Genomic DNA, 23,991 nt, shown 5'->3' on the forward strand with positions numbered 1-23,991 from the left:
CAAACCTTCCTATTGGGTAACCGTAAATTTTACACTCCGGGTATACCGGACCCCGCCTTTGTTCACCAATACCGTAAGGGTATGGGTCGTTACAAGGTAATCCCGGGCATACAGGGTAACGGTTTTGGTCGTACCGTTGTGGGCATGGCCATGTTCGGTATCAAGGGCATTATCCAGGTCCTTGCCGTCTACGGACCAAGTTATGCTATCCCCCGCTGCGGTTCCGCTCACGCTAAAGGTGGTCCTGTCGTTGCTGCCAAAACGCAGGGTTGCTGTTTCGGGACTTATATTGAGAAAGTCCCCGGGACCGGTAACGACTATATTTAGCTGACGGGGCCGGATTACGGTTATCGTATAGGAAATACCGGCCCCGGAAAGGCCGGACCCCTCGGAGTATACCCAAATCTTCACTTCAAGCTCTGTTCCGCTGTCAATGTTCCCCGTGTTTACCGTGTCTCTGGAGCCGCTCCCGAATTGATAACGCACTATTCCATTCTTTTTCGCAACGCCGTTCAGGATTATGGTGTTGGAATCGTAGGGGATGGTCACTGCCGGCAGGGGAGATTCGGCTGGATCAAGTACCTGGCCGTTCACCGTAAGGCTCTCCAATTCTTTGGTCTCCCATCCCACGGTTCCCGTTACTGATCCGGAAAAGTCCGATTCAGCAGGGCCTGAACCCGCACTTACCCAAACATAGTAGCTTGTCCCCGGTTCAAGATACGAAATATCATGAGAAGCGGCGCCGGTAACATTAGCAACGAGGGCAGCGGACGGAGGACCGCCATCCGCAGCAGTATCTGTGCCATATTTCACGGTATACACAGAGTTCCCGTTAACGGGCGTCCAGGATACCCTAAGTTTGCCGCTTTCACCGGGCACACGGTTTACCGTAAGACCGGCGGGCACGGCGTATTTTCTTAAAACAGTTATGGTGTAGTCCTTAGAGTCCGTACCGTTTTCGGCGGTAACCCTAATAAACACCAGGCTGGGATAACCGCTGTTCAGGGCGGAGATATTAACGTCACCGTAAACACCCCCGGAGCCGAATTTATAGCTTACCTTTCCGTTACTGCCCGTTTCAGGTTCGCCTACGACGGTGATAGACTCGGTATTGGAGGGAACCGTCAAGCTGTACGTAAGTTGATTGCTGTCAAATACGGTAGTATACACGGAATTTATCGAAATAGCCTGTAATAACGCCGCATTGTTCCGGGGTATGCCGGTTACCGGGGCGCTCCAGTCTCCAAGGACGTCCCCGTCAACGGAATCCTTTTTCGCCCGGACCCACACATAGTAGGGCACACCGTTGGGAAGATCCGAGATGGTTACACTGTTGCCGATAATATCACCACCCACCAAAGTGGCGGAGAGCTGGTTGTTACCACTATTGTACAGTACGTCGTAGGCATCGGCGCCCCCTGCGGAGTCCCAATTCACCAAAAGTTTCCCGGATTCGGAGGTGGCGTTCACGGTCAATCCGCCGGGGGTGGCGGGTTTATTGTCCGTACGCACCGTAATACTCACCGGATTCGACTCATTGCCGAATTCATCCACGCTAACCAGACTGAAGACATATTCCCCGTAGTTGTAAACCACATTAGTGATCGTTTTGCTAAGCGTCAAAGTGAGGATCGTCTCCTCAATGGCGGTGCTTACACCCTGACGGGTATTCCAATAGCGCAGCTTGATATGGTCCAGATCCGGATCGCCGGGGTTCGTCCAACTAAGGGTGATGGTATTGCTCGGGTCCGGGTTATAGGCCGCGCTATTTATTGCTACCGGTCCGGGGGGCGTCAGATCGGTGCTTACGTACCCTGGAATTGTGTATGGATTAACTCTATCTATATTTCCCGCGTAATCCTCCATCCAGGCCCGCAGTTTATACTTGACCCCGGGGCGGACGGCAGCGGCGGTGGTGTATTTCTCGGATCCCCTGGGCACAAATACGGTGTTCAGCGGAAGCGGATTCAATGGCACTGGCAGCGGATCGGGCGAGCTGCCTGTATACCATTGTAGATATATTCCTTTGAGGTCCGAAACATCCGATTCCTTCCAGCTTATGCTGATTTTTCCGGTTACGCCGTTGTATACCCCGGCCAATTCCATGAGCGCATTATTGGGAGGAGTCAGGTCCGCATAGACCTCGGAACTTACCCCGATTTCCTTGGAGCCGGCGCTGTTCACCGCGGTGACCGTAACCGTATACAAGGCCCCGGGCGCTTGCGGTATTCCGTATATCCAGTCCTCGTCAATGTCCTTCCCCAGGGGATGTTGCCCGTTTGACGGGCCTGTCCAGTTAACCCGTATGTCCGTACGGTCTGCGCCTGGAGGATTCGTCCACTTGAGATGGATCGCGTTGGGGGTATATTCCGCCAGAGTGATTGTCACCGGACTGGGAATTGTAGCGTCCGCTATTACGGTAATGGACTGGACGGGGCTCCCTTTCCCCTTCACATCTACCGCAGTAAGGGTAAAGGTATAGGATTTACCGTCAGAGGGTATCCCAGGAAAGTCATAGGAGTTGGGCTTCCCGATATTGGGGATTGTTGTGGGGGTAAGACCGGTTACTCCCCAGTCTACGTTGATATGGTCCAGGTCAGGATCGGCCGGATTACCCCATCCAAGGATGATTCTCGACGTTCCGGACTTATCGTAGACCCCGGTTAAACCGCTTACCGGTTTTGGCGGAAGGTCAAGCAGGGCGTCGATATAATACATCCGGTTGTCGGTTCCGTTTAGGAAGGAGTCCACCGGCTGAATATAAAACCGGATAGTTCCCTGTTCCGTGGATTGAACCTGGTATTCAACCACATAGGGCATGGTTCCGGTGTCTAAATACTCCTGCGCCAGGGGGGAGATGTTATTCAGATGATCGTCCGCATTGAGGTAAACCCGGGGCGTCTGTTCCTGACCCGTTAAGATTTCCCCGGAAAACCCCCGAATCCGCTCTTCGGTGATCCGCAGTTCCCGTATGGTTCCCTTTCCCTGGGCTTTATATGCATCGAAAAAGAAGTATACCGTTCTGTTCTGGGGCAGTTCCGGATCGGCGGTAACACCCGCATACAGTGTATTTCCGGCCTCTGTCCCATGGGTCCACCGGATTTTCTCCACCACCGGAAGGCTCGTATCCGGGCCGTTGGTAACCCCATAGCTCAAACTTACGTTTTGGGCCATATACAGGGGATACTTCTCGTGGCGGATACCGGTTTTCAGGGTTACCGTTATATCGCAGTTAGCTAAGTTAAAACCAGCGTTTTTCGGTATCAGAATCCAGCGCCCGTTATCAATTTTCGGCGGATAAAACTCTTGCCACAGATCTACGAATACCCCGTTCCCCTGGCTTTTTATTCCCGTAATGGTAATGGTTGCGTTTGTATCATCCGCCGCACCCAGGACAAGACTTGCCGGATCTATGGGCACGTTAAAGCGCAGTTCCACCGGGTAATTGGTGGATAGCCGCTCAAAGGTTCCATTGGGCAGGTTATGTTCTACCCGAGGCAGGAAATCACTAAAGGGAACAAGGGTTATTGCCTCATTACTCAGTATCGTAACTTCGGTTTCCGGGGAATTCGCGGGGTTAAACCGTACCCATTCCGCCCCAAGCTTGGTTTCCTCGTCCTTTATCGTATCGCCGGTACCATAGGCCCGCCATTCTACAAATCCGTATTCCGGGTTGGGGGTAAAATTTACATTAAAAGGCACTTCCAGTTTGGGCTGGGGGTCGATATGCCCCGTTGGCGGGTTGGATATCCCCGATCCGGGAACCGGCGCCATCTGTACATCAAGTTTCGGCGCCTTGGCCAGCCACACCTCGTAGTCCACATCATCAAGCACATTCCGTTTTGGTTTGGAAAGGAAAAGATCGCAAGAAAACAGCAGGGCCGACAGCAGTACCAGACTAAAAAGACAGAGAATACCCCTGGTACCCCTGGAAAAAGAGGGAAAAGGCCGACGCCGAGGGAACAAATACATATTTACCCCTTTTATTACATAAAATACTATACCCACGAAACATAAAAAAAACAATACTCATTGATTTTTTACCCTTGAATGTTGCTGGATAAATTTGGTAGTATCATCTATGTTGAAAAACAGACGGAGGCTTTATGACTATAGTTGATATGCTGGAACAAAGTAGTGTCCTTACCCTGCTTGGTATGGGAATCGTATTTTCGTTCCTGGTCATCCTGATTATCAGTGTAACCCTGATGGGTAAGTTTATCCACGCCATTGGGGCGGATAAGGATGTGACCAAGCTTGCTAAACCGGCAGCGGCCGATACGGCAAAGGCTACGGTGGTAACGGCTGTTATAACAGCGGCAATTACTGAATATCGCAAAACTGAAGGCCGCTAAAGCGGAGTCTGAAAGCCAAATTTGGCTTTCGTAACCATTTGTATTAGGAGAAAACATGGCTAAAGTACAATTAACGGATCTGGTGCTGCGGGACGCCCATCAATCCCTCTTTGCAACCCGCATGGTCACCGCCGATATGCTGCCTATTGCGGAAAAACTGGACAAGGTTGGCTATTTCGCCCTGGAAGGCTGGGGCGGGGCCACCTTTGACTCCTGTATCCGCTTCTTAAACGAAGATCCCTGGGACCGGCTCAAAAAACTCAAGGCCGCTCTTCCCAATACCAAGATTATGATGCTCCTCCGGGGACAGAACCTCCTGGGTTACCGGCACTACGCCGATGATGTGGTAGCTAAATTCGTGGAAGTCGCCGCCAAGGACGGGGTGGATATTTTCCGTATCTTTGATGCGGTAAATGATCCCCGGAACTTCAAGGCCGCTACCAACGCCGCTAAAAAAACCGGCAAGCACATTCAGGCGGCCATTTCTTACGCCGTTACCCCCTTCCATACTATAGAAAAGTACGCCGAATTGGCTAAACAGTATGCCGATATCGGGGCGGACTCCATCTGTATCAAGGATATGTCCGGCCTCTTAACGCCCTACGGCGCCTACGACCTGGTAAAGGCTATCAAAAAGGTGACGGATCTCCCCATCGAGATCCACTCCCACGCCACCACCGGTTTGTCCGTGGCCACCCTGACCAAGGCTGCCGAAGCGGGGGCGGAGATCCTGGATACGGTTATCTCCTCCCTGGCCATGGGTACCAGCCACAGCCCCACGGAAACCATGGTGGAAATCTTTCGGGGTACCGAATACGATACGGGCCTCGATATCAAGCTCCTGCTGGAAATCGCCGCCTACTTCCGGGAAGTCCGGAAGAACTACAAGAAATTTGAATCCAGCTTCCAGGGCGCGGATACCCGTATCCTGGTTTCCCAGGTTCCCGGTGGTATGCTCTCCAACCTCGAAAGTCAGTTGAAGGAACAGGGTGCAGCGGACAAGATGGACGCGGTGCTCAAAGAAATTGCCGTGGTCCAGAAAGACGCCGGCTACCCTCCCCTGGTAACCCCCACCAGCCAAATCGTGGGAACCCAGGCGGTGTTTAATGTCCTCTTTGGTCCCTACAACCGGCTTTCCGGGGAGTTCCAGGACCTCATGGTGGGCAAATACGGCGCCTGCCCCGCTCCCAAAAACAAGGATGTGGTAAAGAAGTCCCTGGACGCCCTCAAGCTGGAAAAAGAAATTACCCACCGCCCGGCGGATGATATTCCCCCGGAGTTTAGCAAATTGGAAGAGGAAGCCAAGAAGGTCCTGGGGACCTCCACGGTTTCCGTTGAGGATGTATTAACCTACGCCATGTTCCCCAAGGTTGCGCCGGAATTCTTCAAGAAGCGCTCCCAGGGCCCGGTGGTGTTCAAGCCCGAAGCCGCTCCTGCGGCAGGCGCTGCCCCTGCGGCGCCCGGTCAGGCGGCGAAATATACGGTCAATGTGAACGGCGCCAACTACAACGTGGTGGTTGCCCCAGCGGGTACCGTAGCGATAGCCCCGGCGTCCGGCGGAGCGGCTGCCCCAGCGGCGGCTGCGGCCCCGGTTTCCGGCGGCGGCGTAACCATCCCCGCCCCGGTGGCGGGAACGGTTTTACGGTATGCGGTGGGCGAAGGGGATCAGGTAAAACCCGGCGACACGGTGATCATCATTGAATCCATGAAGATGGAGCTGGAAATCAAAGCTACCACCGCCGGTCCGGTTCACTTCCTGGTACCCACGGGAACCCAGGTGGCGTCCCAGCAGCCGGTAGCCGAGATTGGCGGCGGCGCGGTAGGCGCCGCTCCGGTCGCTGCGGCTCCCGAAGCTGCTCCGGCCGCGGCTCCCGTAGCAGCGGCTCCCTCTAGCGGCGGGACGGTAATTCCGGCCCCGGTGGCGGGAACCGTTTTACGCTATGCGGTAAACGAAGGGGATCATGTTGCCGCCGGTGATAATGTCATTATCATTGAGTCCATGAAAATGGAACTTGAGATTAAGGCAACCACAGCGGGAAGCGTTCACTTCCTGGCTCCCACCGGCGCCCAGGTCGCATCCCAACAGCCTTTGGCTGAGATCGGCTAAACCCTAAAGGGTTTAGCTTGGAGTTTGCCATGCAAACTCCACATTTATTTAAGGAAGGTATCATGTTAGAACTTAAAAAGAATCCGATGCTGGTTTTCAAGGTTTGTCTTGTTCTGGTCATCGGCGCTTTTGTCATCAATTTTATTGGGGCGGCCTTTACACCCCGGGCGGAGGCTCAAAGCGCCCAGATAGCCGATTCAACATCGGAGCTGCCCTCCTTCCGAAATCTGAATGGGATCATCCCCAACAGCTCGGATATTCCCCCGGTTACCCTGGGCAGTTTTGCCAAGAATATCGTGGAAACCACCAGTATTTACGCATTTATCCACAACGCAACCGCCAAAGCAACCCCGGCAGGGACTCCCATTACCGTATTCGGCTGGCAGGAACTGCTCATGATAGCCGTGGGCTTCCTGGTTATTTATCTGGGGGCGGCCAAAAATTTTGAGCCCATACTGCTCATACCCATTGGTTTCGGGATTGTGTTTGTAAACATACCCTTTGCCGGCATGGGTGAGGGCGAGGGCTTCCTCAACATCATCTATCATGCGGGGGTGGGCAATGAGCTGTTCCCCCTGATCATCTTCATCGGCATAGGGGCCATGACCGACTTCGGTCCCCTTATCGCCAACCCAAAAACCGCCATCATGGGGGCGGCGGCGCAGTTTGGGGTATTCGCTACCCTCTTTGGTATCAGCATAGCCAATTACCTCCCCGGGGTAGCCTTTAACCTCAAGGAAGCCTGCTCGGTAGCCATCATCGGCGGCGCGGACGGCCCCACCACGATATACATCGCGGCAAAGCTGGCCCCCCACCTCCTGGCAACGGTGGCGGTGGCGGCCTACTCTTACATGGCCCTGGTACCCCTCATTCAGCCGCCCATCATGCGGGCCCTTACCACCAAAAGCGAACGGCTTATCAGAATGAAGCAGCTTCGGCCGGTATCCAAAGTCGAAAAGATCTTCTTCCCCCTGGTGGTATTTACCCTGGCTTTACTCCTCATCCCCTCGGCGGCCCCCCTTATCGGCTGTCTCATGTTCGGCAACTTTGTGAAGGAAATCGGCGTGGTGGATCGGCTTTCCAAGACCGCCCAGAATGAGCTCATGAACATCGTGTCCATGTTCCTCTCCCTGGGCGTAGGCAGCCAAATGACCCCGGAAAAGTTCCTGAACCCGTCCTCCCTGATCATCGTAGTCATGGGACTCGTGGCCTTTTCCATCGCCACCGCCACGGGCATCCTGGTAGCCAAGCTGATGAATGTGTTCCTCAAAGAAAAGATCAACCCCCTCATCGGTTCCGCCGGCGTATCCGCGGTACCCATGGCCGCCCGTGTTTCCAACAAGGTAGGCCTGGAAGAAGATCCGGGTAACTTCATCCTGATGCACGCCATGGGCCCCAACGTAGCCGGTGTAATCGGCACAGCCATTGCGGCAGGCGTTATGATAGCAGTTTACGGCTGATTGTGACGCAGTTTTACCAGTAATTTTGAGGAGCCTGAAAAGCGATACTATTTTTGAAGAAAAATCCAACCGCAAAGGCGCAGAAGGAAAGGGTATTCCCTTAAATACTTCTGCGCCTTTTGCGCCTTTGCGGTTAAATTTCTTCAAATTATGGTAGTTTCTCAGATTATTCCTAATGTTGACAAAAATTCGATTTTCGTCTAATATATAACTATCATGACAACCAAACGATCCGGAAGCTCATTTAATTCGATGAGCTCAAAACGTAAATTAGAATCGGTTTTTCTCTTTACCACGGGAAAATGTAATGCAAAATGCGCCATGTGCTTCTATGCCGGCGATATGGAACAGAAAGCGCCGGAACTGAGCTTTGATGAGATTAAAAAGCTCTCCGAAAGCGCAGGGGATTTTAACCGCCTGTGGCTTTCCGGCGGGGAGCCTACCTTGCGGGAGGAACTGCCGGAAATTATTGAAATGTTCCATAGAAATAACCATATCAAGGACGTTAACTTCCCCTCAAACGGCATAAAGGGTGAACTGATTATCGAATGGCTCAAACGGCTGCGAAAAAACTGCCCGGATCTCAATATCGCTATCAGCATATCCCTGGACGGCTTCGGCGCCACCCACGATACCCAGCGGGGGGTGCCCAGTTTTTACCGGGCCGTGGAAACCCTCAAATTGATAAACGACAATTTTAAAGATGACGGCAAGGTTATTAAAAATATTGCCACGGTTATTACTAAATATAACGTAGAAGAAGTGCGCGATTTTGTGGCCTGGACTTATGGCAGGCTCAATGTAACCACCCATACCATTGAGGCCGCCCGGGGAGTTACCCGGGAAAACGGCGTCAAGGTGCTGAACGAAAAATCACTGCGCCTAATTCAGGACGATGTTGCCCCCTATTACCTGCTCTACGCAAAGCGTATCGGCGAGGGGATGAGCGGCATTGCCCGGAGCCTTACAAAGTTTTTCTACGTGGGGCTTATGCGGGCCATGTACGACATTCGGGCGCAAAACCTGGATAAGCCTACCCCATGGGGCATGGACTGTACCGCCGGAGAAACCACCCTAGTGCTTGACTACGACGGACGGTTCAGGGCCTGCGAGCTGCGAGATCCCATCGGCAATGTCAAGGATTATAACTGTAATATCCAGGATATTATGAACAGCGATGCTATGAAAAAAGAGATTGAAGCCATCGGCCACGGATACAAGGCCAACTGCTGGTGTACCCACGGCTGCTGGATCATGAGCTCCATCACCTTCAACCCCCTTAAAATGATCGGGAAACTTTTCAAAAGTAACAGCGAAACTAAGAAACTGAATGTCCCCGTCCATGTTGATGAACAAACGCTCCGGAATCTGGAAGCGAAGTACCATCTGGATACGGATAAGCTGGCGGAGATAGGCCTTATTCAGGGTGAAAAAACAGCCGGTGTCGCGTGAAAATACTATTGGTAACACGGGGATCACAGGGAGATATCTACCCATATCTGGCTTTGGCAGCGGAATTGATGCAACATGGGCACAGTATTACTATCAGCCTTCCCCGTTTGTTTGAAGAACAGGCAAAGGCCCTGGGCGCCTCTTATTTTCTCCAATCCTACGACGATATCGCAGGCATGGTGGAAGGGAACCCCAGCACAAAGGATCTTCTGGACTGGACTGCCCGGGTGGTTGACAGCCAGTTTGATGAAATGATCCCCCTGCTGGAAGAACATGATCTTCTGATATGCAGCAATACTGAATTTGCCGCTTCCCATGTGGCGGAATACTGCGGTAAGCCGCATATCAGAACCTGCTACGCCCCCCTGATTCCCGGGAAACGTGTGCCTCCGGCGGTTTTTCCCTTTCTTAAGCCCCCCTACTTTTTAATCGGTTTCCAGTGGGCGCTGCTGAATGCGGGGCTCAATTTGATGGTCAAAAAGAACATAAACAAAAACCGGGCCAAACTGAACATGGCGCCCATTACAGATCAGGGTGAGTACGCCCCCTCAAACGCCCATAATTACCTTATGTTTAGTCCGCACCTGGGGGAAACTGATACTGAATGGAACTATGCCTGGAGCATAGGCGGCTACTGCTTTAACGATACCTTCCCCTATAACGAGATCGCCCTCAAGAACTGTATGGACTTTATTAAGAAAGACAGCAGGCCGACGATCTTTTTTACCCTGGGGAGCTGCAACGCCGATGACCGGGATACTTTCTGTGAGCGGCTCTTTGAAATCTGCTGCGATTATAATTACAAGCTGGTGGTAGGCTGCGGCTGGTGGAAGGTGGGGACCCATCTGCACAACCAGGATAACCTGTTCCTCCTGGACAGCGCCATTCCCCATTATTTTATTCTGCCCGAATGTGACGCCATCATTCACCACGGCGGAAGCGGGACCACCCACAGCGCCGCCCGTTCCGGAAAGCCCCAGATGGTAGTTCCCCTGCTTATCGATCAGTTTTACTGGGGCTCACGGGTAGCCAAACTAGGGCTTGGTCCCCGGAGCATCAAGATTAAGATTGGTAAAAAAGCCCTGGAAAAAAAGATTCTGGATCTGGTAAAGAGCCCTGTTTACCGGCAAAATGCCGCCGCCCTGGGAGAAAAGATCCGGAATGAACAGGGCATCATGAATATATGCGAGTTTATCGAACAATTTGCCCTGAAAAACCACGTGGGACTGAAGACGGTTAATTTACCCCAGTAGGTTCAAAGAAATTATGGACGGGATCTTAATCCACGGCCTTCATGGATTCCGCCATTTTTATCTTTATGATCTTCCCCAACATCAGAAGATCTACCAGCGCGGAAAAGCCCAGGGTTATTACTCCGGATAGGATAAAACTTAGGGGGGCGATTTTTCGGCCAAACATGAGGTCCGTGGTTTCCGCCACAGAGATGATGAACCGGTGCAGGGGTATGCCCAGGAGCAGCCCCAGAGCGGCGCCAACGATACTGAGGATGGTGATCTCCCGAAAAATATAGATCGCCGCTTCTCCCCGGTGGAAACCCAGGACCCTGAGGGTAGCCAGTTCCCGGCTGCGCTCGTTGATGTTAATATAGGTAAGGTTGTAGAGGACTATCATGGCAAGGCTCCCGGCGGCGGCAACGAGGATCAGTACCACAAGGCTGATACTCGACAGAAGGTCATCGTAGGATGTCTGCACATGGGAAGTAAATTCCGCGCCCATGACAAGATCACTTTCCAGGATACGGCTTATGGCCGCATCCTGGGCGGATAGCTCCCGGAGGCCGGTTTTTACAAAAAGGGTATCGTAACTAAGGCTTCCGCCAAAAATATCCCGGTAGACCTCCGCTCCCAGGTAGAGATAGTTCCCCACATAGTTTTCGGTGATCCCCGTAAGGACAAACTCCCCCCTTCGCCCGTCGGCATTTTCCAGGGTAAAGGGGTCCCCAACCGCTAAGGACATAATCTCGGCCATTTTTTCGGTGATCACCGCCGAATAAGCAGTAAAACTAATTTGGTTTTTAGTATTCCTGCCCTGCAGCCGGATAAAGTCCCCAAGGGTTTCCGCCTTTCCGGGGATATACAGGGAGACGCTGATCCGGTCATCCCCATGGATGACATAGGCGTTAGAAATATGGAGTTTCGTATATCCGCCGTCTTGGACGGCCCGGGTATTGGGCAGGTAGGTATGGATAATCTCCTCTCCGGCCTCTGATCCTTCCTTTGCTAATTCCAGGCGCAGATCGTATTTCAGAATACCGGTAAACTGGGTGCGGGCTATATAGACCAGGGAATCCCGCAGACCAAAGCCGGCAATCATGAGAGCGGTACAGCCCGCAATTCCGGTAACGGTCATAAAAAAATGCTTTTTATACCGTAAGAGGTTGCGGGCAGTAACCTTGTAGGTGAATTTCATGGGCTTCCAGATGAAGGGTATGTATTCCAGGAAGATCCGTTTCCCCGCCCGGGGAGGTCTTGGACGCATCAACGCTGCGGGTTTTTCCCAGAGGGAACTATAAGAGGCATAGACCGTGGCGCCCATGGTACAGAGTAATACTGCGCCGCAGGCTGTAAGGCCGAAGGACCAGTTAAATTCCAACGCTATGGGAGGAAGCCGGTACCTGGTCCCAAAGGCATTGTAGATGATCATGGGGAGCCCCCAAAAACCCGAGACCATCCCGGCGGCGGAGCCCAGTATACCGGTGATACCGCAGTATATCAGATATTTAGCGGCGATTACCCTTTTTTGATAGCCCAGGGCTTTGAGAACCCCTATTTGTATCCGTTCTTCCTCCACCATCCTGGTCATGGTGGTTAATACCACCAGGGCCGCCACCAACAGAAAAAATACCGGAAACACCCTGGCAAGATCGGCGATCTTTTCCACATTGGCCCGGTAGTTTGCGCAGCCCACATTGGCATTGCGATCCAGTACATACCACTGGGGATTGTCGATAGTAATACTTCCAATCTTCCGCTGGGCATCCAGCAAATCGTCTTCACCCTGCCGGAGCATCCTGTCCGCCCCGGCCCGGGCCGTCTCATACTCCGCTTCCCGCGCCGCAAGTTCCCGCCGCCCTTCCAGTAGTTCCAGCCAGCCGGCCTCTATCGCCGCTGCCGCCGCATCAAGATCCGCCGCCGCCCGCTCGAATTCTCCGTTGGCCCGGACCCGGCCCTGTTCCAGCAATACCCAGCCCTGGCGCAATTCCCGTTCCTTCTCCGCGAGGGTCCTCTCCCCCTCCTCCCAGGCCGTTACCCCCGCATCATACTGGGCTACCCCCGCCCGTCCCCGGGCGGTAGCCATCCTGATCCAGGATGCGCGGGTTTTCTCTACCTCATTCCGGACAGCATCAAGGGCGGCCTTGCTTTCCGCCAGGGTACGCTTTCCGGCGGCAATGTCGCTTTCACCCTTTCTCAGCAGAGCCTCATTGCTATCCAGTTCCTTCTTCACCCGCTCCTGTTCTGCAGCCAGGGTTGCACGGCCCTTGGCGATACGGTCTTCTCCGTCCTTGAGTTCGGCCTCTCCCTGCTCAAGTTTCTCTATTCCCGCATCCAGTTCCAGCCGGCCGGCCGCCAGTTTTTCCCGGGCGCTGATCCTGGCCCGCTCGAATTCCCCGGTTCCCCGGTCAATCTCAAGGCGTCCCCGGTTCCGGGCTTCCGTGAGTATATCTTCCTGACGAATCCTGGAACGTTCCTCCCCCAGGGCTTCTATTTTCCCAAGCGCCCCGTCCACAAATTCCTGGTAGGGATCGCTAAAGGCGGTAAAATGCCGCTCACCGGCCAGGGTTATATAGGCATCGGTATAAACCGGAAGAGCAAAGCTGCTGCCCCGGACATAGAGGGCCGTCCCCAAACGGCCATTGCCAATACCGGCGGGTTCCCTTTCGAAGGATATAAACAGGGGACTTTTCACAATACCGGTAACCGTATAACTGTTTACCCCGTAGATTTCCTGTTCATCCACGGATACGGAAGGGACAGGAAAAAATATATCTCCAATCTTAAAATTCTCAAAATAACCGCCGCCCTGCTGGACCAGGCATTCATCGTCCCTTTCGGGGAACCGGCCATCAAGGAGCTCCAGCTTGTTTACAAACCCCTCATCCCCGGCGGCATCCAGGGGCAGCCCGTAAATCCGGGCGGCGAGGACCTCGTCCAAACCGGTCCTGACCGGGGAATCCATCACATAGGCAGGGAGAACCAGGGCGGTTTCGTCCAGAGCTTCCAAGGCCAAAATATCCTCACCGGTGATACCCATGGTAGCTTTAATGAAGATATCCATCATATTAGTTTTTCTGAAATACCGGTCCATGGAATATTTCATGTCCGGGGTGGTTGCCAGAAGCCCGGCGAGAAACCCTACCCCCAGGGCGGCGATGGCAAAAATTGCCACAAAGCGGCTAAGGCTGCCCCGAATCTCCCGGAGTATGGTTTTTATATAGGTTTTGCCAAAGGGTACGTTGGGACGCATTACCACTCAATCTGTTCAACCGGCAGCGGGTTAGGGTTCCTTTGAATATTTACGATACCCCCGTTTTTTAGCTGAATCACCCGGTCGGCCATGCCCGCGAGGGCATGGTTATGGGTGATAACGATCACCGTCTTCCCTACGTCACTTGCAACGGAGTTTCCCGCACAGCTTTCCTGCAAAAGCCTGAGTATGTTCTTCCCCGTTTCGTAATCCAGGGCGCCCGTAGGTTCGTCGCAGAGCAGTATCTTGGGGTTCTTGGCCAGAGCCCGGGCGATGGCGACCCGCTGCTGTTCTCCCCCGGAAAGCTGGCCGGGGAAATTGTCCATCCGTTCCGCCAGGCCTACCGCCCTCAGGGTTTCCCGGGGGTCCCGGCTTTCATCACAAATTTCCGAGGCAAGTTCCACGTTTTCCAGGGCGGTAAGGTTCTGGATCAGGTTGTAAAACTGAAACACAAAGCCCACATCATGCCGGCGATAATCCGTAAGCTGCCGCTCGTTGAGGGAGCTGATCTCCCGCCCGTCCAGGGAAATGACCCCCTCGTCGCAGGATTCCATACCCCCGAGCATATTCAGGAGGGTAGTTTTCCCCGCACCGCTGGGTCCCAGGATCACGGTAAATTCATTTTTTGCAATTTCAAAGCTTATATGGTCCGCCGCGCTTATTCGGTTTTCACCGGCATTGTAGTACTTACAGACCCCGCGAAATTCGATAAAACCCATTACATACTATCGGTAAAATCCCGTGGTTTCTGTATTGCCATAACCCGCCCGTATAGTACATTATAGAACTAATGAAGGGCCCACGTATCCTCAGCTTTCTGTTTTTTCTCCTGCTGGTAAGGGTCCTTCCCCTCCCCGCCGAATACCAATGGCCGGAACCAGATAAGGACGATCTTACCATCAGGATCAGTGTTATGGGTCCCGGGGACGAACTTTACTTCTGGTGGGGGCATATCGCCCTAATTATTGAAGACAGGGCTTCCCGGGTGAAAAAACTCTACGACTACGGGCTCTTTTCCTTTGAAAACGATAATTTTTTTGTCAACTTCGCCTTCGGAAGGCTCCTCTACAGCTGCGGGGTCTCCCGGGCGGAAAACAACATCGCCGGATACATCCTCTCAAACCGGGATGTTACCTTCTATACCTTGGATCTCCCCCGGGAAACAAAGGAAAAGGTCCGCCAGTTTGCGGAAGAAAATGTCCGGCCGGAAAATAAAGACTACTGGTACCACCATTTCCGGGATAACTGCGCCACCCGGATCAGGGACATCGTCGACCTGGCAACCGACGGTCAGTTTTCCGAAGCCTTCCTGAACGCCCCGGGCCGTTTTACTCTGCGGGAGCAGGTACAGCGGCATACCTGGTTCAACCCCTTTATGGATTGGTTCCTCAGTTACGCCATGGGCCAGGACATTGATGTCCCAACCACGGTCTGGCAAGAGATGTTCCTCCCCTCGGAGATCGGCGCCCGTATTACCGATTTCCGCTATATCGATAATCGCGGACAGGAACGGAACCTGGTAAAATCCGTGGATGTGATCAATGTATCAGAAAATAGGCCGCTGCCCCTGGATATACCCCGGAAACAATGGCCCCGGGAACTTCTCCTCAGCCTTTGTATCGCCGCCTTCCTGGGTCTTCTTATGGCGTACCGGGAGAAAGTTGAGATCAGGGTAGCCCTTGGATTAAGCCAGAGCATCCTGGGGCTCATCTTCGGTATCTCCGGAACAATAGCCTTTTTCATGTCCTTCTTTACCAACCACGACTATACCTACCACAACATGAACCTCCTCTTTATTAATCCCCTGCTGCTTGCCGCGGTTCCCTTAGGTCTCCTCTACGCCTTCCCCCGGGACATCTTTCGCGGCAGATTCTGGGGCTTCCTCTTAAAAGCTCTCTGGTCCTATGTTGTAATCGCCGCCATCTTTTCCATGGTCCTCCGGATTCTGCCACGGTTCTGGCAGCAGAGCCAGGTAAGTCTTGCCCTGGTACTGCCCTTTGCAGCAGTATTAAGCCTGGCCCCGGATCGTATCCTCCGGTTTAAACGGCAGTATCTATGGCGGCAGCATCATTGAGAATCGAAGCTACGGGCAAACCAAAAGGCTGCAAGCTCATCCGCATCAGCGCGGATCTGGAAGACGGCGTCATCCAATCCATCTCTATCCGGGGCGATTTTTTTGCCAGCCCCGTGGAAGGTTTTGACCGTGCCGAACAGCGTCTTCGCTTTGTTCCCACCGGCGAGCTGGGTTCCCGGTTTGAGCAGTACCTACAGGAAGAAGGCGTGGAAGTCCAGGGCATAAACGGCGATGGACTGGAGCAGGTGTTACTGAGCGCTTTAATTTAAGACCGCAAAGGCACATAAGGCGAATAAGTATAAGAAAACAAATGCTTTTGCCCTGCCGTTTGACTCCCACCCCTTCTTTTTATATACTATTTCCATGAAGTCCCGGTATCTCCTTGTTGTATATCTTCTTTTCGCGGCCCTTTCCTTCCTACCGGGACAGGAAGCCGCTTCGACGGATTCCACAGCCTCGGACCAACCCGGCCCTTTCCCCCTAAGCCTCCTCCTGGATGCCGCCCTTTCTGCGGGAAGCTTCGACGGAAGTACCGATGATACCCCCTGGCGGCCCGATTGGCCCGCAGCCATGCCTCCGGACGGCTTTAGCCTTATCTCCGGAGAGGCCCTTTCCCTTACCCTCACCCTACCCGCCGGCTTTTTGGATGCCGCCACCGACGAAGCTTCCGGCAAGGATACGGATGGAGAAGCGGCCGTAGAGTACCGTATTATCCGGAACTCCCTGGGCCGGCTCCTGAAATTCCCCTTCTTCCTCAACGGGAGCTTCTATCAGGCAAGGGTAAGCCTTGATGCCGCCGATCCGGAGCTTATCAGAAAAATCACCCTGAACAATCCTGCGGCTTCTGATCCCGGGGAGAACTCCTACGAATTTGAGTTTCTTGAATATAGGCAGGATAAGCCCTCCCTGGTTCGGGTCAAGCTTGGCGAAACCTGGTACTTTGTTGCCACGGAATACCTTGAACGACGGGTAAATGAAATCTGGTACGATCCCGAAGGTCTGGCCCAGGCTTTCTTTTCCCTGGAATACCGGGAAACGGAGGGAAAAAAACGGCTCTTTTCTATTGATAGCCGCTCCGATGAGGGTCAGACAATCCTGGTATACGAGTATAACAGCGGCGGGCGCATAAGCGGCATAAGCGCCCCGGTAGCCCCATACGCAGCCCTCTATACCGCCGCAGCCCAAGTCCGGTACTGGGAACGGCCCGAGGGGAACTATACCCTGCAATGGGATGAAAAGGGGTATCTGGTCCGGCTTACCGGGGTATTAACCGGCGATTCACCGGAACTTCCCAAGGAACTTCGGCAGTTGGATATTCGGTATGACTATACCCTGGATGAGCGGGGAAACTGGACAGAGCGGCGGGAGATCTCTTTTGTCCGCCAGTTTGGACGCCTGGTACCGGGCTCGGAAACCGTAATACACCGTACTATTAGTTACAGGGACAAGTAAAATGACAGAAACTTGGCAGGATACCCTGTACACAAAAACCTTCGACCAGGAGGTCCTGGGCTTGGAACGGCGCCGGGCAGCGGACCCCAGTTGTACCGTTGCGGATGTGGACGGTATACTCCAGGGTCTTTACGTAATGGACGGGGCGGATTGGCTCGGCCGCGGAGAGGTTGGGGATATCACCATGGCGGCAACCATTGCCGCCTATGAACATATCATCGCTAAGTGGAAGGCGGAACTTCCGGCGAAATGTTAAAATAATTGTTACCTATTTATCCATTGATTGCTTTATATACAGATAATAGTTGGTACTGTTCTTATTCCTCCTTCCTTTTTTTTCTGCCCCGGGAAAAGTTTTTTTCCGGGGCTCTTTTTATCCCTTGCGGATAATGTTATTTGTCGGTATTATTGACAAGGAGATAGATATGGAATGGCGGGCGAGTCATATTTTAGTTAAAGACCGGTCTTTGGCCGATGATGTTCTTAAGAGAATCAAACAGGGAGGCCAATTTGAATCCCTTGCCCGGGAATTTTCAACCTGCCCCTCTAAATCATCCGGTGGAGACCTGGGCTGGTTCGGCCCGGGGAAAATGGTGGCGGCCTTTGAATCGGCGGTAAAGCGTCTTTCGCCGGGATCGGTGGGGGATGTTGTACAAACCCAATTCGGATACCATATAATCAAGTGTACCGGTAGAAAAGAATGATCTTGGTTTAAGGGGGGATCCAATGGGCAATAAAGAAACCGATTTTAAGTCCATACTTCGTGTCGATTCGGAATTGAATCAGATTCAGGATTTGGATCTCCTGCTTGAACGGATACTCCAGGAAGCCCGGAAGGTTGTCCATGCCGATGCAGGTTCAATCTATGTACGGGAAATCGAAGAAATTGATGGGGAACGGTCGGAAAAACTGGTCATCAAATATGCCCAGAATGATACCCAGCAGAGTTTGCTCCCGCCGGGACAAAAGCTCATCTATTCCGTTTTTTCCCTGCCCATCAATAAGTTAACCATTTCCGGTTACTGCGCCTTTACCAAGAAATTGATCAACGTTCCGGATGTATACAACCTTCCCCCGGATGCGCCCTATTCCTTCAGTACCTCCTACGATAAAATTTCCAATTATAAAACCACCTCAACCCTGGCTATTCCCCTGGTAACCGCCGAAGGCCGCCTTATGGGGGTAATTCAGATTATCAATTCCAAGGACAAGGACGGCAAAACGGTCCCCTTCTCCAAGGATGATGAATTTTTAATCACCCACTTTGCCGCCAATGTAACGGTCGCCCTTCAACGGGCCTATGTAACCCGGGCTATGATACTCAGGATGATCCGTATGTCCGAACTTCGGGACCCCAAGGAAACCGGAACCCATGTAAACCGGGTGGCGGGCTATGCGGTGGAGATCTACGACGGCTATGCCAAACGCCATAATGTACCCAACGAGGAACGGGAAAAATACCGGGACACCCTGAAAATCGCCGCCATGCTCCACGACGTGGGAAAGGTAGCCATTTCGGATATGATACTAAAAAAGCCGGGCCGCTTTACCCCGGAAGAATACCTGGTAATGCAGCACCACACCGTATATGGCGCCGGGCTCTTTGACGATCTCCAATCGGAATTGGATACCATTGCCCGGGACATTGCCCTAACCCATCACGAGAACTGGGATGGCACGGGCTATCCCGGCTGGATCGATCCGGTAACCCAGAAACCCATCAAAGCGGACGATCAAGGGAAGCCGCTGGGGAGACGGGAAGAGGAGATTCCCCTGCCGGGACGCATCGTAGCCCTGGCGGATGTCTATGACGCCCTCTGTTCCCGCCGGGTATACAAAGACCCCTGGACGGAAGAGCAGGTTTTATCGGAAATACGAAATGTCAGGGGCGTTAAATTCGACCCGGAATTGACGGATGTCTTTTTTGAAGTCTTGCCTAACATAAAGCAGATACAAAACCTTTATCCTGAACAGGTGTAGGCTGTCCGTACCAAAGGATATAAACCGCAAAGGCGCAGAAGGCGCACGAGGGGGGAGGAAAAAGAAAATTTAATGTTTTCTTCGCGGTTAAATATTCTTTGTAAGTTTAACTAGTACCCGGTCCAGGCCGTCGGCGAAGGTTTTGAGTTCTTTTTTGCCGTAGGTCGCTATGCGCTCCATACCAAGGCCGCTTTGGGCTAATTCTACCATAAAGTCACGCAGGGAAAGCCGTTCCCGGATATTTTCCCGGGTGTAGACCTGACCCCGGTCATCGATCACCAGGATAGAGGCCTCCACCAGGCGGGATGCCAGGGGTATATCCCGGGTAACCGCCAGATCCCCCGGCTCGGCCAATTCGACGATACGGTCGTCCGCGGCGCCCTCCCCCGCCGGACAGAGTTCCATCAGGGAAAATTCCCCATCAGGGCCGCCAATACCCGGGATGGGGCGGTTGGCCGCGAAAATCGCTTTGATCCGGCGCCGGATCGCCGTTTTAAGTATCAGCTCCCGGGCAGGGCGGGGGCAGGAATCGGCGTCCACCAGGATTTTCAAACAGAGCGGCTCCCGCCGGTATCGGCGATGGAGATGGTATAGTTCCCGGAAAAAACAGGCCGCGAACCAAAGGCGATAAAGGCGCTCTCCCCCTGTCTCAGCCGCAGTTTTTCTGCGGGGATGATAAGCTCCCCCTCAAGCACAATCACGATTGCGGGACCGTTTAGGGGGAAAGGGGTCTCCCCTCCGCGGCCGGACATACGGTAAAGGGAATATTCCCGGCAGGGCGAAGGGTAGCGGAATAGGCCGGGCGAATTTTCAGCGCCCGGGGATTGTATGATTTCCGGCTTAAAGGGGGCAAAACGCAGTATCCCTGTCAATTCCTTCAGATCGACATGCTTAGGGGTCAAGCCGGCCCGGAGGACATTATCCGAATTAGCCATGAGTTCAATCCCGAAACCCTGTATATAGGCGTGGAGTATTCCTGCGGGAATGTTCATCGCCTCTCCGGGCTTCAGATTAATAAGATTAAGGTAGAGGGGGGCAATAAGCGCCGGGTCTCCGGGGTAGAGCTCCGCAAACCAGGCTGCGTACTTCCATTCTTCGGCATATTCACCGGTTGGATCATTCCCGCGGCTCCGGGCATATTCGCCCAGGGCCTGCCGGGTTTCCGCAGGCAGAGCAAACAGGGCGGCAAGAAAACCCTGCAGGGCGGCTTCGGGTACCGGAGCTTCCAGGGCGGAAATGAGGGGCGCTACTTGCAGCGAAGTTCCAAGCGCAAGGGGAACCTTTTGCACGGCCTGTAGGCGCTTGATAATTTCCCCGGGCTCCCGGAATCCGGCCATGGCGGTAAAGGGGGTGATGGCGCAGATAATCTCCGGCTTGTGGTTTAGATCCTTGTAGTTCCGGTTAGGCGCCTTAAGCGAAATACCCAGGGAATTTTCCCGGTCCCAGCCGGCCTTTGCCTGGGATAGGTTCGGGTGGGCTTGGATGGAAAGGGGCCGGGCCGCAGCAAGGAGCTTGTACAGGAAGGGCAGCTCCCCGAATTCCCCCGCAACCCCTTCCCCCAGATAATGCGCCGGGTCAAGCCCGATAAGCTCCGGAAGCAGCCGGGGTGCAGGCGAAACGAAACCCGTAGGAAGGGCCAATTCCGAAGGGCCTTCGGGGTGTACCCCCATCCATAGTTCCGCCCATGGCTCTTCCCCATCATTGGGGAGACCCAGCAGTTTGGGTATCCATTCCGGGGAACCCCAATCATAATGCTTAATTGGATTTTTCAGCTTAAAAACGGAAACCATAGATTTATTCCGGCTCAACTGGGAATAATGGTCAGGGTCAGGGCACGATCAAGGCGGCTTATCAATTCCTGAGTAAGCTGTTCCGCCTCAAGGGCATCCCGGACCCGGGGGTTACGATCCGACAGTTTCTGCAGATCATCGCAGAGCAAAAAACCTGCAATAATGGATAGCTTAAGCGGATCCTCCATGCCGGTTATTTTTTTAGTATTTTCAATGACCTGCCGGTAACGGTTCAGAAGAGTTCCAAGGTAAACAGGATCCTCATCGGCGGTGATGGAGAAGGAAGTTCCCAAAATATCGATACGGAGATCGCTTTTTGGCACCGGCGCTCCTTTAAAAAATATCTAACTCATCGGACCCGGTTTCACCGGCATCCGGGGATGGATCTTCGGGAATATCGTTAAAAATTTCGCCCGACTCTGTGACCGGAGCGACGCTTACCGGAGCCGAGGCTGGTACAACGGGCTGCACCGGGGCTGCCGCCGGCCGTACCGGAACGGGTGACGCAACCATGGCCTGAACCGAGGAGAGGCTCTTGCCTATGGCGTCTTCAAACTGGTTGAGCCGGTCAAGGGCGGCAACAATCCCCTCCTCGATCCGGCCCTGGTCTTCCTTAAAGCGCTGAACCGAACCCTCAAGCTCTTCCACCCGTTTTAGTGAACTTTCAAGCTTTTCCCGCAGCATCTTATTTTCGCCGGTTACCTGATTGACGTATTCAATCGCCTTGGTGATCTTCGTTTCAAGCTGCCGTACCTGCTCAAGGGTTACCATCAGACAGTCCTCAGGAAGCCTGGACACCCAGAGCTGTTTTTGCCTGGGCAACCACCGCCTTAAAGGCAGCGGCGTCTTCTATTGCTAAATAAGCCAGGGCTTTCCGGTTAATGATCACCCCCGCCTTGGCAAGTCCGTCCACCAAGCGGGAATAGGACAGACCTTCGGCGCGGCAGGCGGCGTTGATCCGGATGATCCAGATACGGCGGAAGTCACCCTTCCGATCCCGGCGATCCCGGTAGGCATAGAAAAGGCCCTTGGTTACCGCATCTTTGGCGGTTTTAAAGTTGGAATGGCGGCGGCCCCAATAGCCCTTCGCCTGTTTCAGTATCTTTTTACGATGGTCCTTTCTGCGGGACCCATCCACTGCTCTTGACATAGGATACTCCTGTTCTTTGGGTATTTCCTACCCGTAGGGCAGGAGCTTCTTTCTGATTACCGGTACGTTGTCACTGGACAGAATACCGGTATGGCGGAGATTCCGCTTCCGTTTGCTGGACTTTTTGGTAAGTATATGACGAAGGTTCTGCTTCTTATACTTGACCTTACCGGTCCCGGTGAAGGAGTACCGCTTGGCGGCGCTCTTCTTGGTTTTCATCTTCGGCATGATGCCATCCTCTATTTCTTGATTTTGGGGCTTAGTATCATGGACATAAACTTACCTTCCATAATGGGAGGTTTATCCATTACATATTCCCCTTCAATACGCTTGAGGACATCCTTAAGGACGTCCAGCCCGAGTTCGGTGTGGGCAAGTTCCCGGCCCCGAAATCGAACCGTTACCTTGACCTTATTACCTTCAGCAAGAAATTCCCGAACATGTTTGGACTTAAAATCCAAATCGTGTTCATCTATCTTTGGCTGCATCCGGATTTCTTTTAATTTTAATAGTTTTTGCTTCTTTTTCGAGTCCCGGACTTTCTTTTCATTCTCGAACTTGAACTTGCCATAGTTCAAGATTTTAACCACCGGCGGAACCGCCTGAGGGGCGACTTCCACAAGGTCAAGACCTTGTTCCTTAGCTATTACGAGCGCCTCGGCGGTTGTAATAACCTGCTGCTCCCCATCATCACGGATGAAGCGCACTTCCCGCACCCGAATCTGTTCATTGATCCTCAAATCCTTATCCGCCAACTGACCTCCTCACCGATCCCTTTCGGACTATTAGCTTATCAATCACTATACCGAATTATCGAAGCTTTTGTCCACCCCCCCGACAGGGGGAATTTTGACCGCGAAGGCACATAAGGCGAATAAGTATATAAAATCCCCCATTCCCCTCCCCCCCTTTTCGCCTTATGCGCCTTCGCGGTCCGGTTTTTCTTCAAAAATAGTAAGAACCGTTTAGGAGAGCTTCGGTCTTGCCGGAAAGCGCTTTTTGTAGTATTTTATCCCGATGAGTCTGTTTTGCTTCCTGTGGATGCCCCTGTTTTACCTCTTCTGGCGTTCAATTGCCGTATCGGGCGCCGAAAGCGCCGGTGGAATTTGGGCGCTGATCCTGGGGAGCCTGGTGGCTATCATTCAATTCTTCCTGGGAGCTTTTATAAGCCCCGGCGCTTTCGGCCTTTCCCGATGGTTCAGCTCCTGTATTGATATCGTCACCCTCCCTGCGGTGATCCCCCTACTGGTTTGCTTCCTCTTTTTCCGGCTGCGCGGGGAACTTCGTTGCAAGTTGCGCGGGGAACTCCGTTGCAAGTTGCGTACCCTTTCGGACGCCGCAAATTATACCAATTTTTCCCTCCTTTGGCTTATCCCCGGGGGGGCCATCCGGGCGGTAACCTGGAGCGCCCAAAACGATCCGGCCCTCCTGGTTCTGACCCCTATTCTTTGGACTGCCATAGCGGTAGGGGTCCCCTTTTTTATTAATATGCTTCCCGGACAATTCAAATGGACCCATATTCCAAAGGCGATAGCCATGGGGCTCCTTCCCTTCCTGGCGGCCACGGTCTACTGGGCTTTTTTCTCTCAAAAAACAGCGCTGGGATTTCTATTGCTTGCCCTAACCCTTATCCCAATAGGTATTTCGGTTACGGTCTCTTTTTATCGCACTTGCGCAAATTCATAA

General features: G+C 53.2%; 22 protein-coding genes. 12 read left to right on the forward strand and 10 right to left on the reverse strand.

Annotated features, from left to right (window positions below):
• Positions 1-9: 9 nt before the first annotated feature.
• A complete protein-coding gene (locus tag LQZ19_RS01290) occupies positions 10-3,972 on the reverse strand; it encodes a fibronectin type III domain-containing protein (RefSeq protein ID WP_411045821.1) in 3,963 nt (1,320 codons plus the stop codon).
• Between the two features lie 134 nt (positions 3,973-4,106).
• On the opposite strand from LQZ19_RS01290, the gene LQZ19_RS01295 reads away from it, so the two are divergent.
• The 5 genes from LQZ19_RS01295 (at position 4,107) to LQZ19_RS01315 (ending at position 10,627) form a co-directional block, all read left to right on the forward strand.
• Positions 4,107-4,355 carry an OadG family protein gene (locus LQZ19_RS01295; RefSeq protein WP_411045822.1) on the forward strand — a complete coding sequence of 83 codons (249 nt, stop codon included), beginning with the start codon at positions 4,107-4,109 and terminating at the stop codon, positions 4,353-4,355.
• Between the two features lie 55 nt (positions 4,356-4,410).
• Positions 4,411-6,462, forward strand: coding sequence for a sodium-extruding oxaloacetate decarboxylase subunit alpha (gene oadA, locus LQZ19_RS01300; protein ID WP_411045823.1), 2,052 nt, complete (start codon positions 4,411-4,413; stop codon positions 6,460-6,462).
• 62 nt (positions 6,463-6,524) lie between these two features.
• Positions 6,525-7,922 (forward strand): sodium ion-translocating decarboxylase subunit beta, encoded by a 1,398-nt coding sequence (locus LQZ19_RS01305; protein ID WP_411045824.1) that lies wholly within the window; start codon positions 6,525-6,527, stop codon positions 7,920-7,922.
• 216 nt (positions 7,923-8,138) lie between these two features.
• The gene (locus LQZ19_RS01310; RefSeq protein WP_411045825.1) at positions 8,139-9,374 is read left to right on the forward strand and encodes a radical SAM protein; all 1,236 of its coding nucleotides are present in this window, start codon (positions 8,139-8,141) and stop codon (positions 9,372-9,374) included.
• Positions 9,371-10,627, forward strand: coding sequence for a glycosyltransferase (locus LQZ19_RS01315; protein ID WP_411045826.1), 1,257 nt, complete (start codon positions 9,371-9,373; stop codon positions 10,625-10,627). The genes LQZ19_RS01310 and LQZ19_RS01315 overlap by 4 nt, the downstream gene beginning before the upstream one ends.
• Before the next feature lie 25 nt (positions 10,628-10,652).
• On the opposite strand, the gene LQZ19_RS01320 is transcribed toward LQZ19_RS01315, so the two are convergent.
• A complete protein-coding gene (locus LQZ19_RS01320) occupies positions 10,653-13,859 on the reverse strand; it encodes an FtsX-like permease family protein (protein WP_411045827.1) in 3,207 nt (1,068 codons plus the stop codon).
• Positions 13,859-14,578: an ABC transporter ATP-binding protein gene (locus tag LQZ19_RS01325; protein WP_411045828.1), complete on the reverse strand. Its 720-nt coding sequence runs from the start codon at positions 14,576-14,578 to the stop codon at positions 13,859-13,861. The genes LQZ19_RS01320 and LQZ19_RS01325 overlap by 1 nt, the downstream gene beginning before the upstream one ends.
• Positions 14,579-14,649: 71 nt before the next feature.
• Between LQZ19_RS01325 and LQZ19_RS01330 the strand changes: the two genes are divergently transcribed.
• From LQZ19_RS01330 to LQZ19_RS01355, 6 genes are all read left to right on the forward strand, one after another.
• Positions 14,650-15,933, forward strand: a complete 1,284-nt coding sequence (locus LQZ19_RS01330; protein WP_411045829.1) for a lipoprotein N-acyltransferase Lnb domain-containing protein — start codon at positions 14,650-14,652, stop codon at positions 15,931-15,933.
• The gene (locus LQZ19_RS01335; protein WP_411045830.1) at positions 15,915-16,202 is read left to right on the forward strand and encodes a hypothetical protein; all 288 of its coding nucleotides are present in this window, start codon (positions 15,915-15,917) and stop codon (positions 16,200-16,202) included. The genes LQZ19_RS01330 and LQZ19_RS01335 overlap by 19 nt, the downstream gene beginning before the upstream one ends.
• 94 nt (positions 16,203-16,296) lie before the next feature.
• The gene (locus tag LQZ19_RS01340; RefSeq protein WP_411045831.1) at positions 16,297-17,385 is read left to right on the forward strand and encodes a hypothetical protein; all 1,089 of its coding nucleotides are present in this window, start codon (positions 16,297-16,299) and stop codon (positions 17,383-17,385) included.
• A gap of 1 nt (position 17,386) precedes the next feature.
• Positions 17,387-17,641, forward strand: a complete 255-nt coding sequence (locus LQZ19_RS01345; RefSeq protein WP_411045832.1) for a hypothetical protein — start codon at positions 17,387-17,389, stop codon at positions 17,639-17,641.
• A 169-nt stretch (positions 17,642-17,810) separates the two neighbouring features.
• Complete coding sequence (locus tag LQZ19_RS01350; RefSeq protein WP_411045833.1) at positions 17,811-18,089, forward strand: peptidylprolyl isomerase; 279 nt, start codon at positions 17,811-17,813, stop codon at positions 18,087-18,089.
• Positions 18,090-18,111: 22 nt separating this feature from the next.
• Positions 18,112-19,365 (forward strand): HD domain-containing phosphohydrolase, encoded by a 1,254-nt coding sequence (locus LQZ19_RS01355; RefSeq protein ID WP_411045834.1) that lies wholly within the window; start codon positions 18,112-18,114, stop codon positions 19,363-19,365.
• An 87-nt stretch (positions 19,366-19,452) separates the two neighbouring features.
• Here the strand turns inward: LQZ19_RS01355 and LQZ19_RS01360 are convergent, their stop codons facing one another.
• From LQZ19_RS01360 to infC, 7 genes are read right to left on the reverse strand one after another with little or no spacing between them, the layout of a single operon-like run.
• Entirely contained in the window at positions 19,453-19,917 is a 465-nt protein-coding gene (locus tag LQZ19_RS01360; RefSeq protein ID WP_411045835.1) for a YaiI/YqxD family protein, read from the reverse strand.
• The gene (gene manA / locus LQZ19_RS01365; protein ID WP_411045836.1) at positions 19,914-21,155 is read right to left on the reverse strand and encodes a mannose-6-phosphate isomerase, class I; all 1,242 of its coding nucleotides are present in this window, start codon (positions 21,153-21,155) and stop codon (positions 19,914-19,916) included. Before manA ends, LQZ19_RS01360 begins: the two co-directional genes overlap by 4 nt.
• A gap of 14 nt (positions 21,156-21,169) precedes the next feature.
• The gene (gene zapA, locus LQZ19_RS01370) at positions 21,170-21,478 is read right to left on the reverse strand and encodes a cell division protein ZapA (protein WP_411045837.1); all 309 of its coding nucleotides are present in this window, start codon (positions 21,476-21,478) and stop codon (positions 21,170-21,172) included.
• A gap of 10 nt (positions 21,479-21,488) precedes the next feature.
• Entirely contained in the window at positions 21,489-21,926 is a 438-nt protein-coding gene (locus LQZ19_RS01375; protein WP_411045838.1) for a cell division protein ZapB, read from the reverse strand.
• 10 nt (positions 21,927-21,936) lie between these two features.
• The gene (gene rplT / locus LQZ19_RS01380) at positions 21,937-22,305 is read right to left on the reverse strand and encodes a 50S ribosomal protein L20 (RefSeq protein ID WP_411045839.1); all 369 of its coding nucleotides are present in this window, start codon (positions 22,303-22,305) and stop codon (positions 21,937-21,939) included.
• A 27-nt stretch (positions 22,306-22,332) separates the two neighbouring features.
• Positions 22,333-22,533 (reverse strand): 50S ribosomal protein L35, encoded by a 201-nt coding sequence (gene rpmI, locus LQZ19_RS01385; protein ID WP_010261033.1) that lies wholly within the window; start codon positions 22,531-22,533, stop codon positions 22,333-22,335.
• Positions 22,534-22,544: 11 nt separating this feature from the next.
• Positions 22,545-23,060, reverse strand: coding sequence for a translation initiation factor IF-3 (gene infC, locus LQZ19_RS01390; RefSeq protein WP_411045840.1), 516 nt, complete (start codon positions 23,058-23,060; stop codon positions 22,545-22,547).
• Between the two features lie 262 nt (positions 23,061-23,322).
• Between infC and LQZ19_RS01395 the strand changes: the two genes are divergently transcribed.
• Positions 23,323-23,991: a hypothetical protein gene (locus LQZ19_RS01395; RefSeq protein WP_411045841.1), complete on the forward strand. Its 669-nt coding sequence runs from the start codon at positions 23,323-23,325 to the stop codon at positions 23,989-23,991.

The organism is Treponema primitia (genome assembly GCF_046533075.1).
In the GTDB taxonomy this organism is placed as follows: domain Bacteria; phylum Spirochaetota; class Spirochaetia; order Treponematales; family Breznakiellaceae; genus Termitinema; species Termitinema primitia_B.

Coding starts and splice junctions, on each gene's coding strand:
- LQZ19_RS01310 (WP_411045825.1), top strand. CDS start 8,139: ATGACAACCAAACGATCCGGAAGCTCATTTAATTCGATGAGCTCAAAA.
- LQZ19_RS01295 (WP_411045822.1), top strand. CDS start 4,107: ATGACTATAGTTGATATGCTGGAACAAAGTAGTGTCCTTACCCTGCTT.
- rpmI (WP_010261033.1), bottom strand. CDS start 22,533: ATGCCGAAGATGAAAACCAAGAAGAGCGCCGCCAAGCGGTACTCCTTC.
- LQZ19_RS01305 (WP_411045824.1), top strand. CDS start 6,525: ATGTTAGAACTTAAAAAGAATCCGATGCTGGTTTTCAAGGTTTGTCTT.
- LQZ19_RS01375 (WP_411045838.1), bottom strand. CDS start 21,926: ATGGTAACCCTTGAGCAGGTACGGCAGCTTGAAACGAAGATCACCAAG.
- LQZ19_RS01345 (WP_411045832.1), top strand. CDS start 17,387: ATGACAGAAACTTGGCAGGATACCCTGTACACAAAAACCTTCGACCAG.
- rplT (WP_411045839.1), bottom strand. CDS start 22,305: ATGTCAAGAGCAGTGGATGGGTCCCGCAGAAAGGACCATCGTAAAAAG.
- LQZ19_RS01330 (WP_411045829.1), top strand. CDS start 14,650: ATGAAGGGCCCACGTATCCTCAGCTTTCTGTTTTTTCTCCTGCTGGTA.
- LQZ19_RS01335 (WP_411045830.1), top strand. CDS start 15,915: ATGGCGGCAGCATCATTGAGAATCGAAGCTACGGGCAAACCAAAAGGC.
- LQZ19_RS01350 (WP_411045833.1), top strand. CDS start 17,811: ATGGAATGGCGGGCGAGTCATATTTTAGTTAAAGACCGGTCTTTGGCC.
- oadA (WP_411045823.1), top strand. CDS start 4,411: ATGGCTAAAGTACAATTAACGGATCTGGTGCTGCGGGACGCCCATCAA.
- LQZ19_RS01340 (WP_411045831.1), top strand. CDS start 16,297: ATGAAGTCCCGGTATCTCCTTGTTGTATATCTTCTTTTCGCGGCCCTT.
- LQZ19_RS01355 (WP_411045834.1), top strand. CDS start 18,112: ATGGGCAATAAAGAAACCGATTTTAAGTCCATACTTCGTGTCGATTCG.
- manA (WP_411045836.1), bottom strand. CDS start 21,155: ATGGTTTCCGTTTTTAAGCTGAAAAATCCAATTAAGCATTATGATTGG.
- LQZ19_RS01325 (WP_411045828.1), bottom strand. CDS start 14,578: ATGGGTTTTATCGAATTTCGCGGGGTCTGTAAGTACTACAATGCCGGT.
- LQZ19_RS01290 (WP_411045821.1), bottom strand. CDS start 3,972: ATGTATTTGTTCCCTCGGCGTCGGCCTTTTCCCTCTTTTTCCAGGGGT.
- LQZ19_RS01320 (WP_411045827.1), bottom strand. CDS start 13,859: ATGCGTCCCAACGTACCCTTTGGCAAAACCTATATAAAAACCATACTC.
- LQZ19_RS01395 (WP_411045841.1), top strand. CDS start 23,323: ATGAGTCTGTTTTGCTTCCTGTGGATGCCCCTGTTTTACCTCTTCTGG.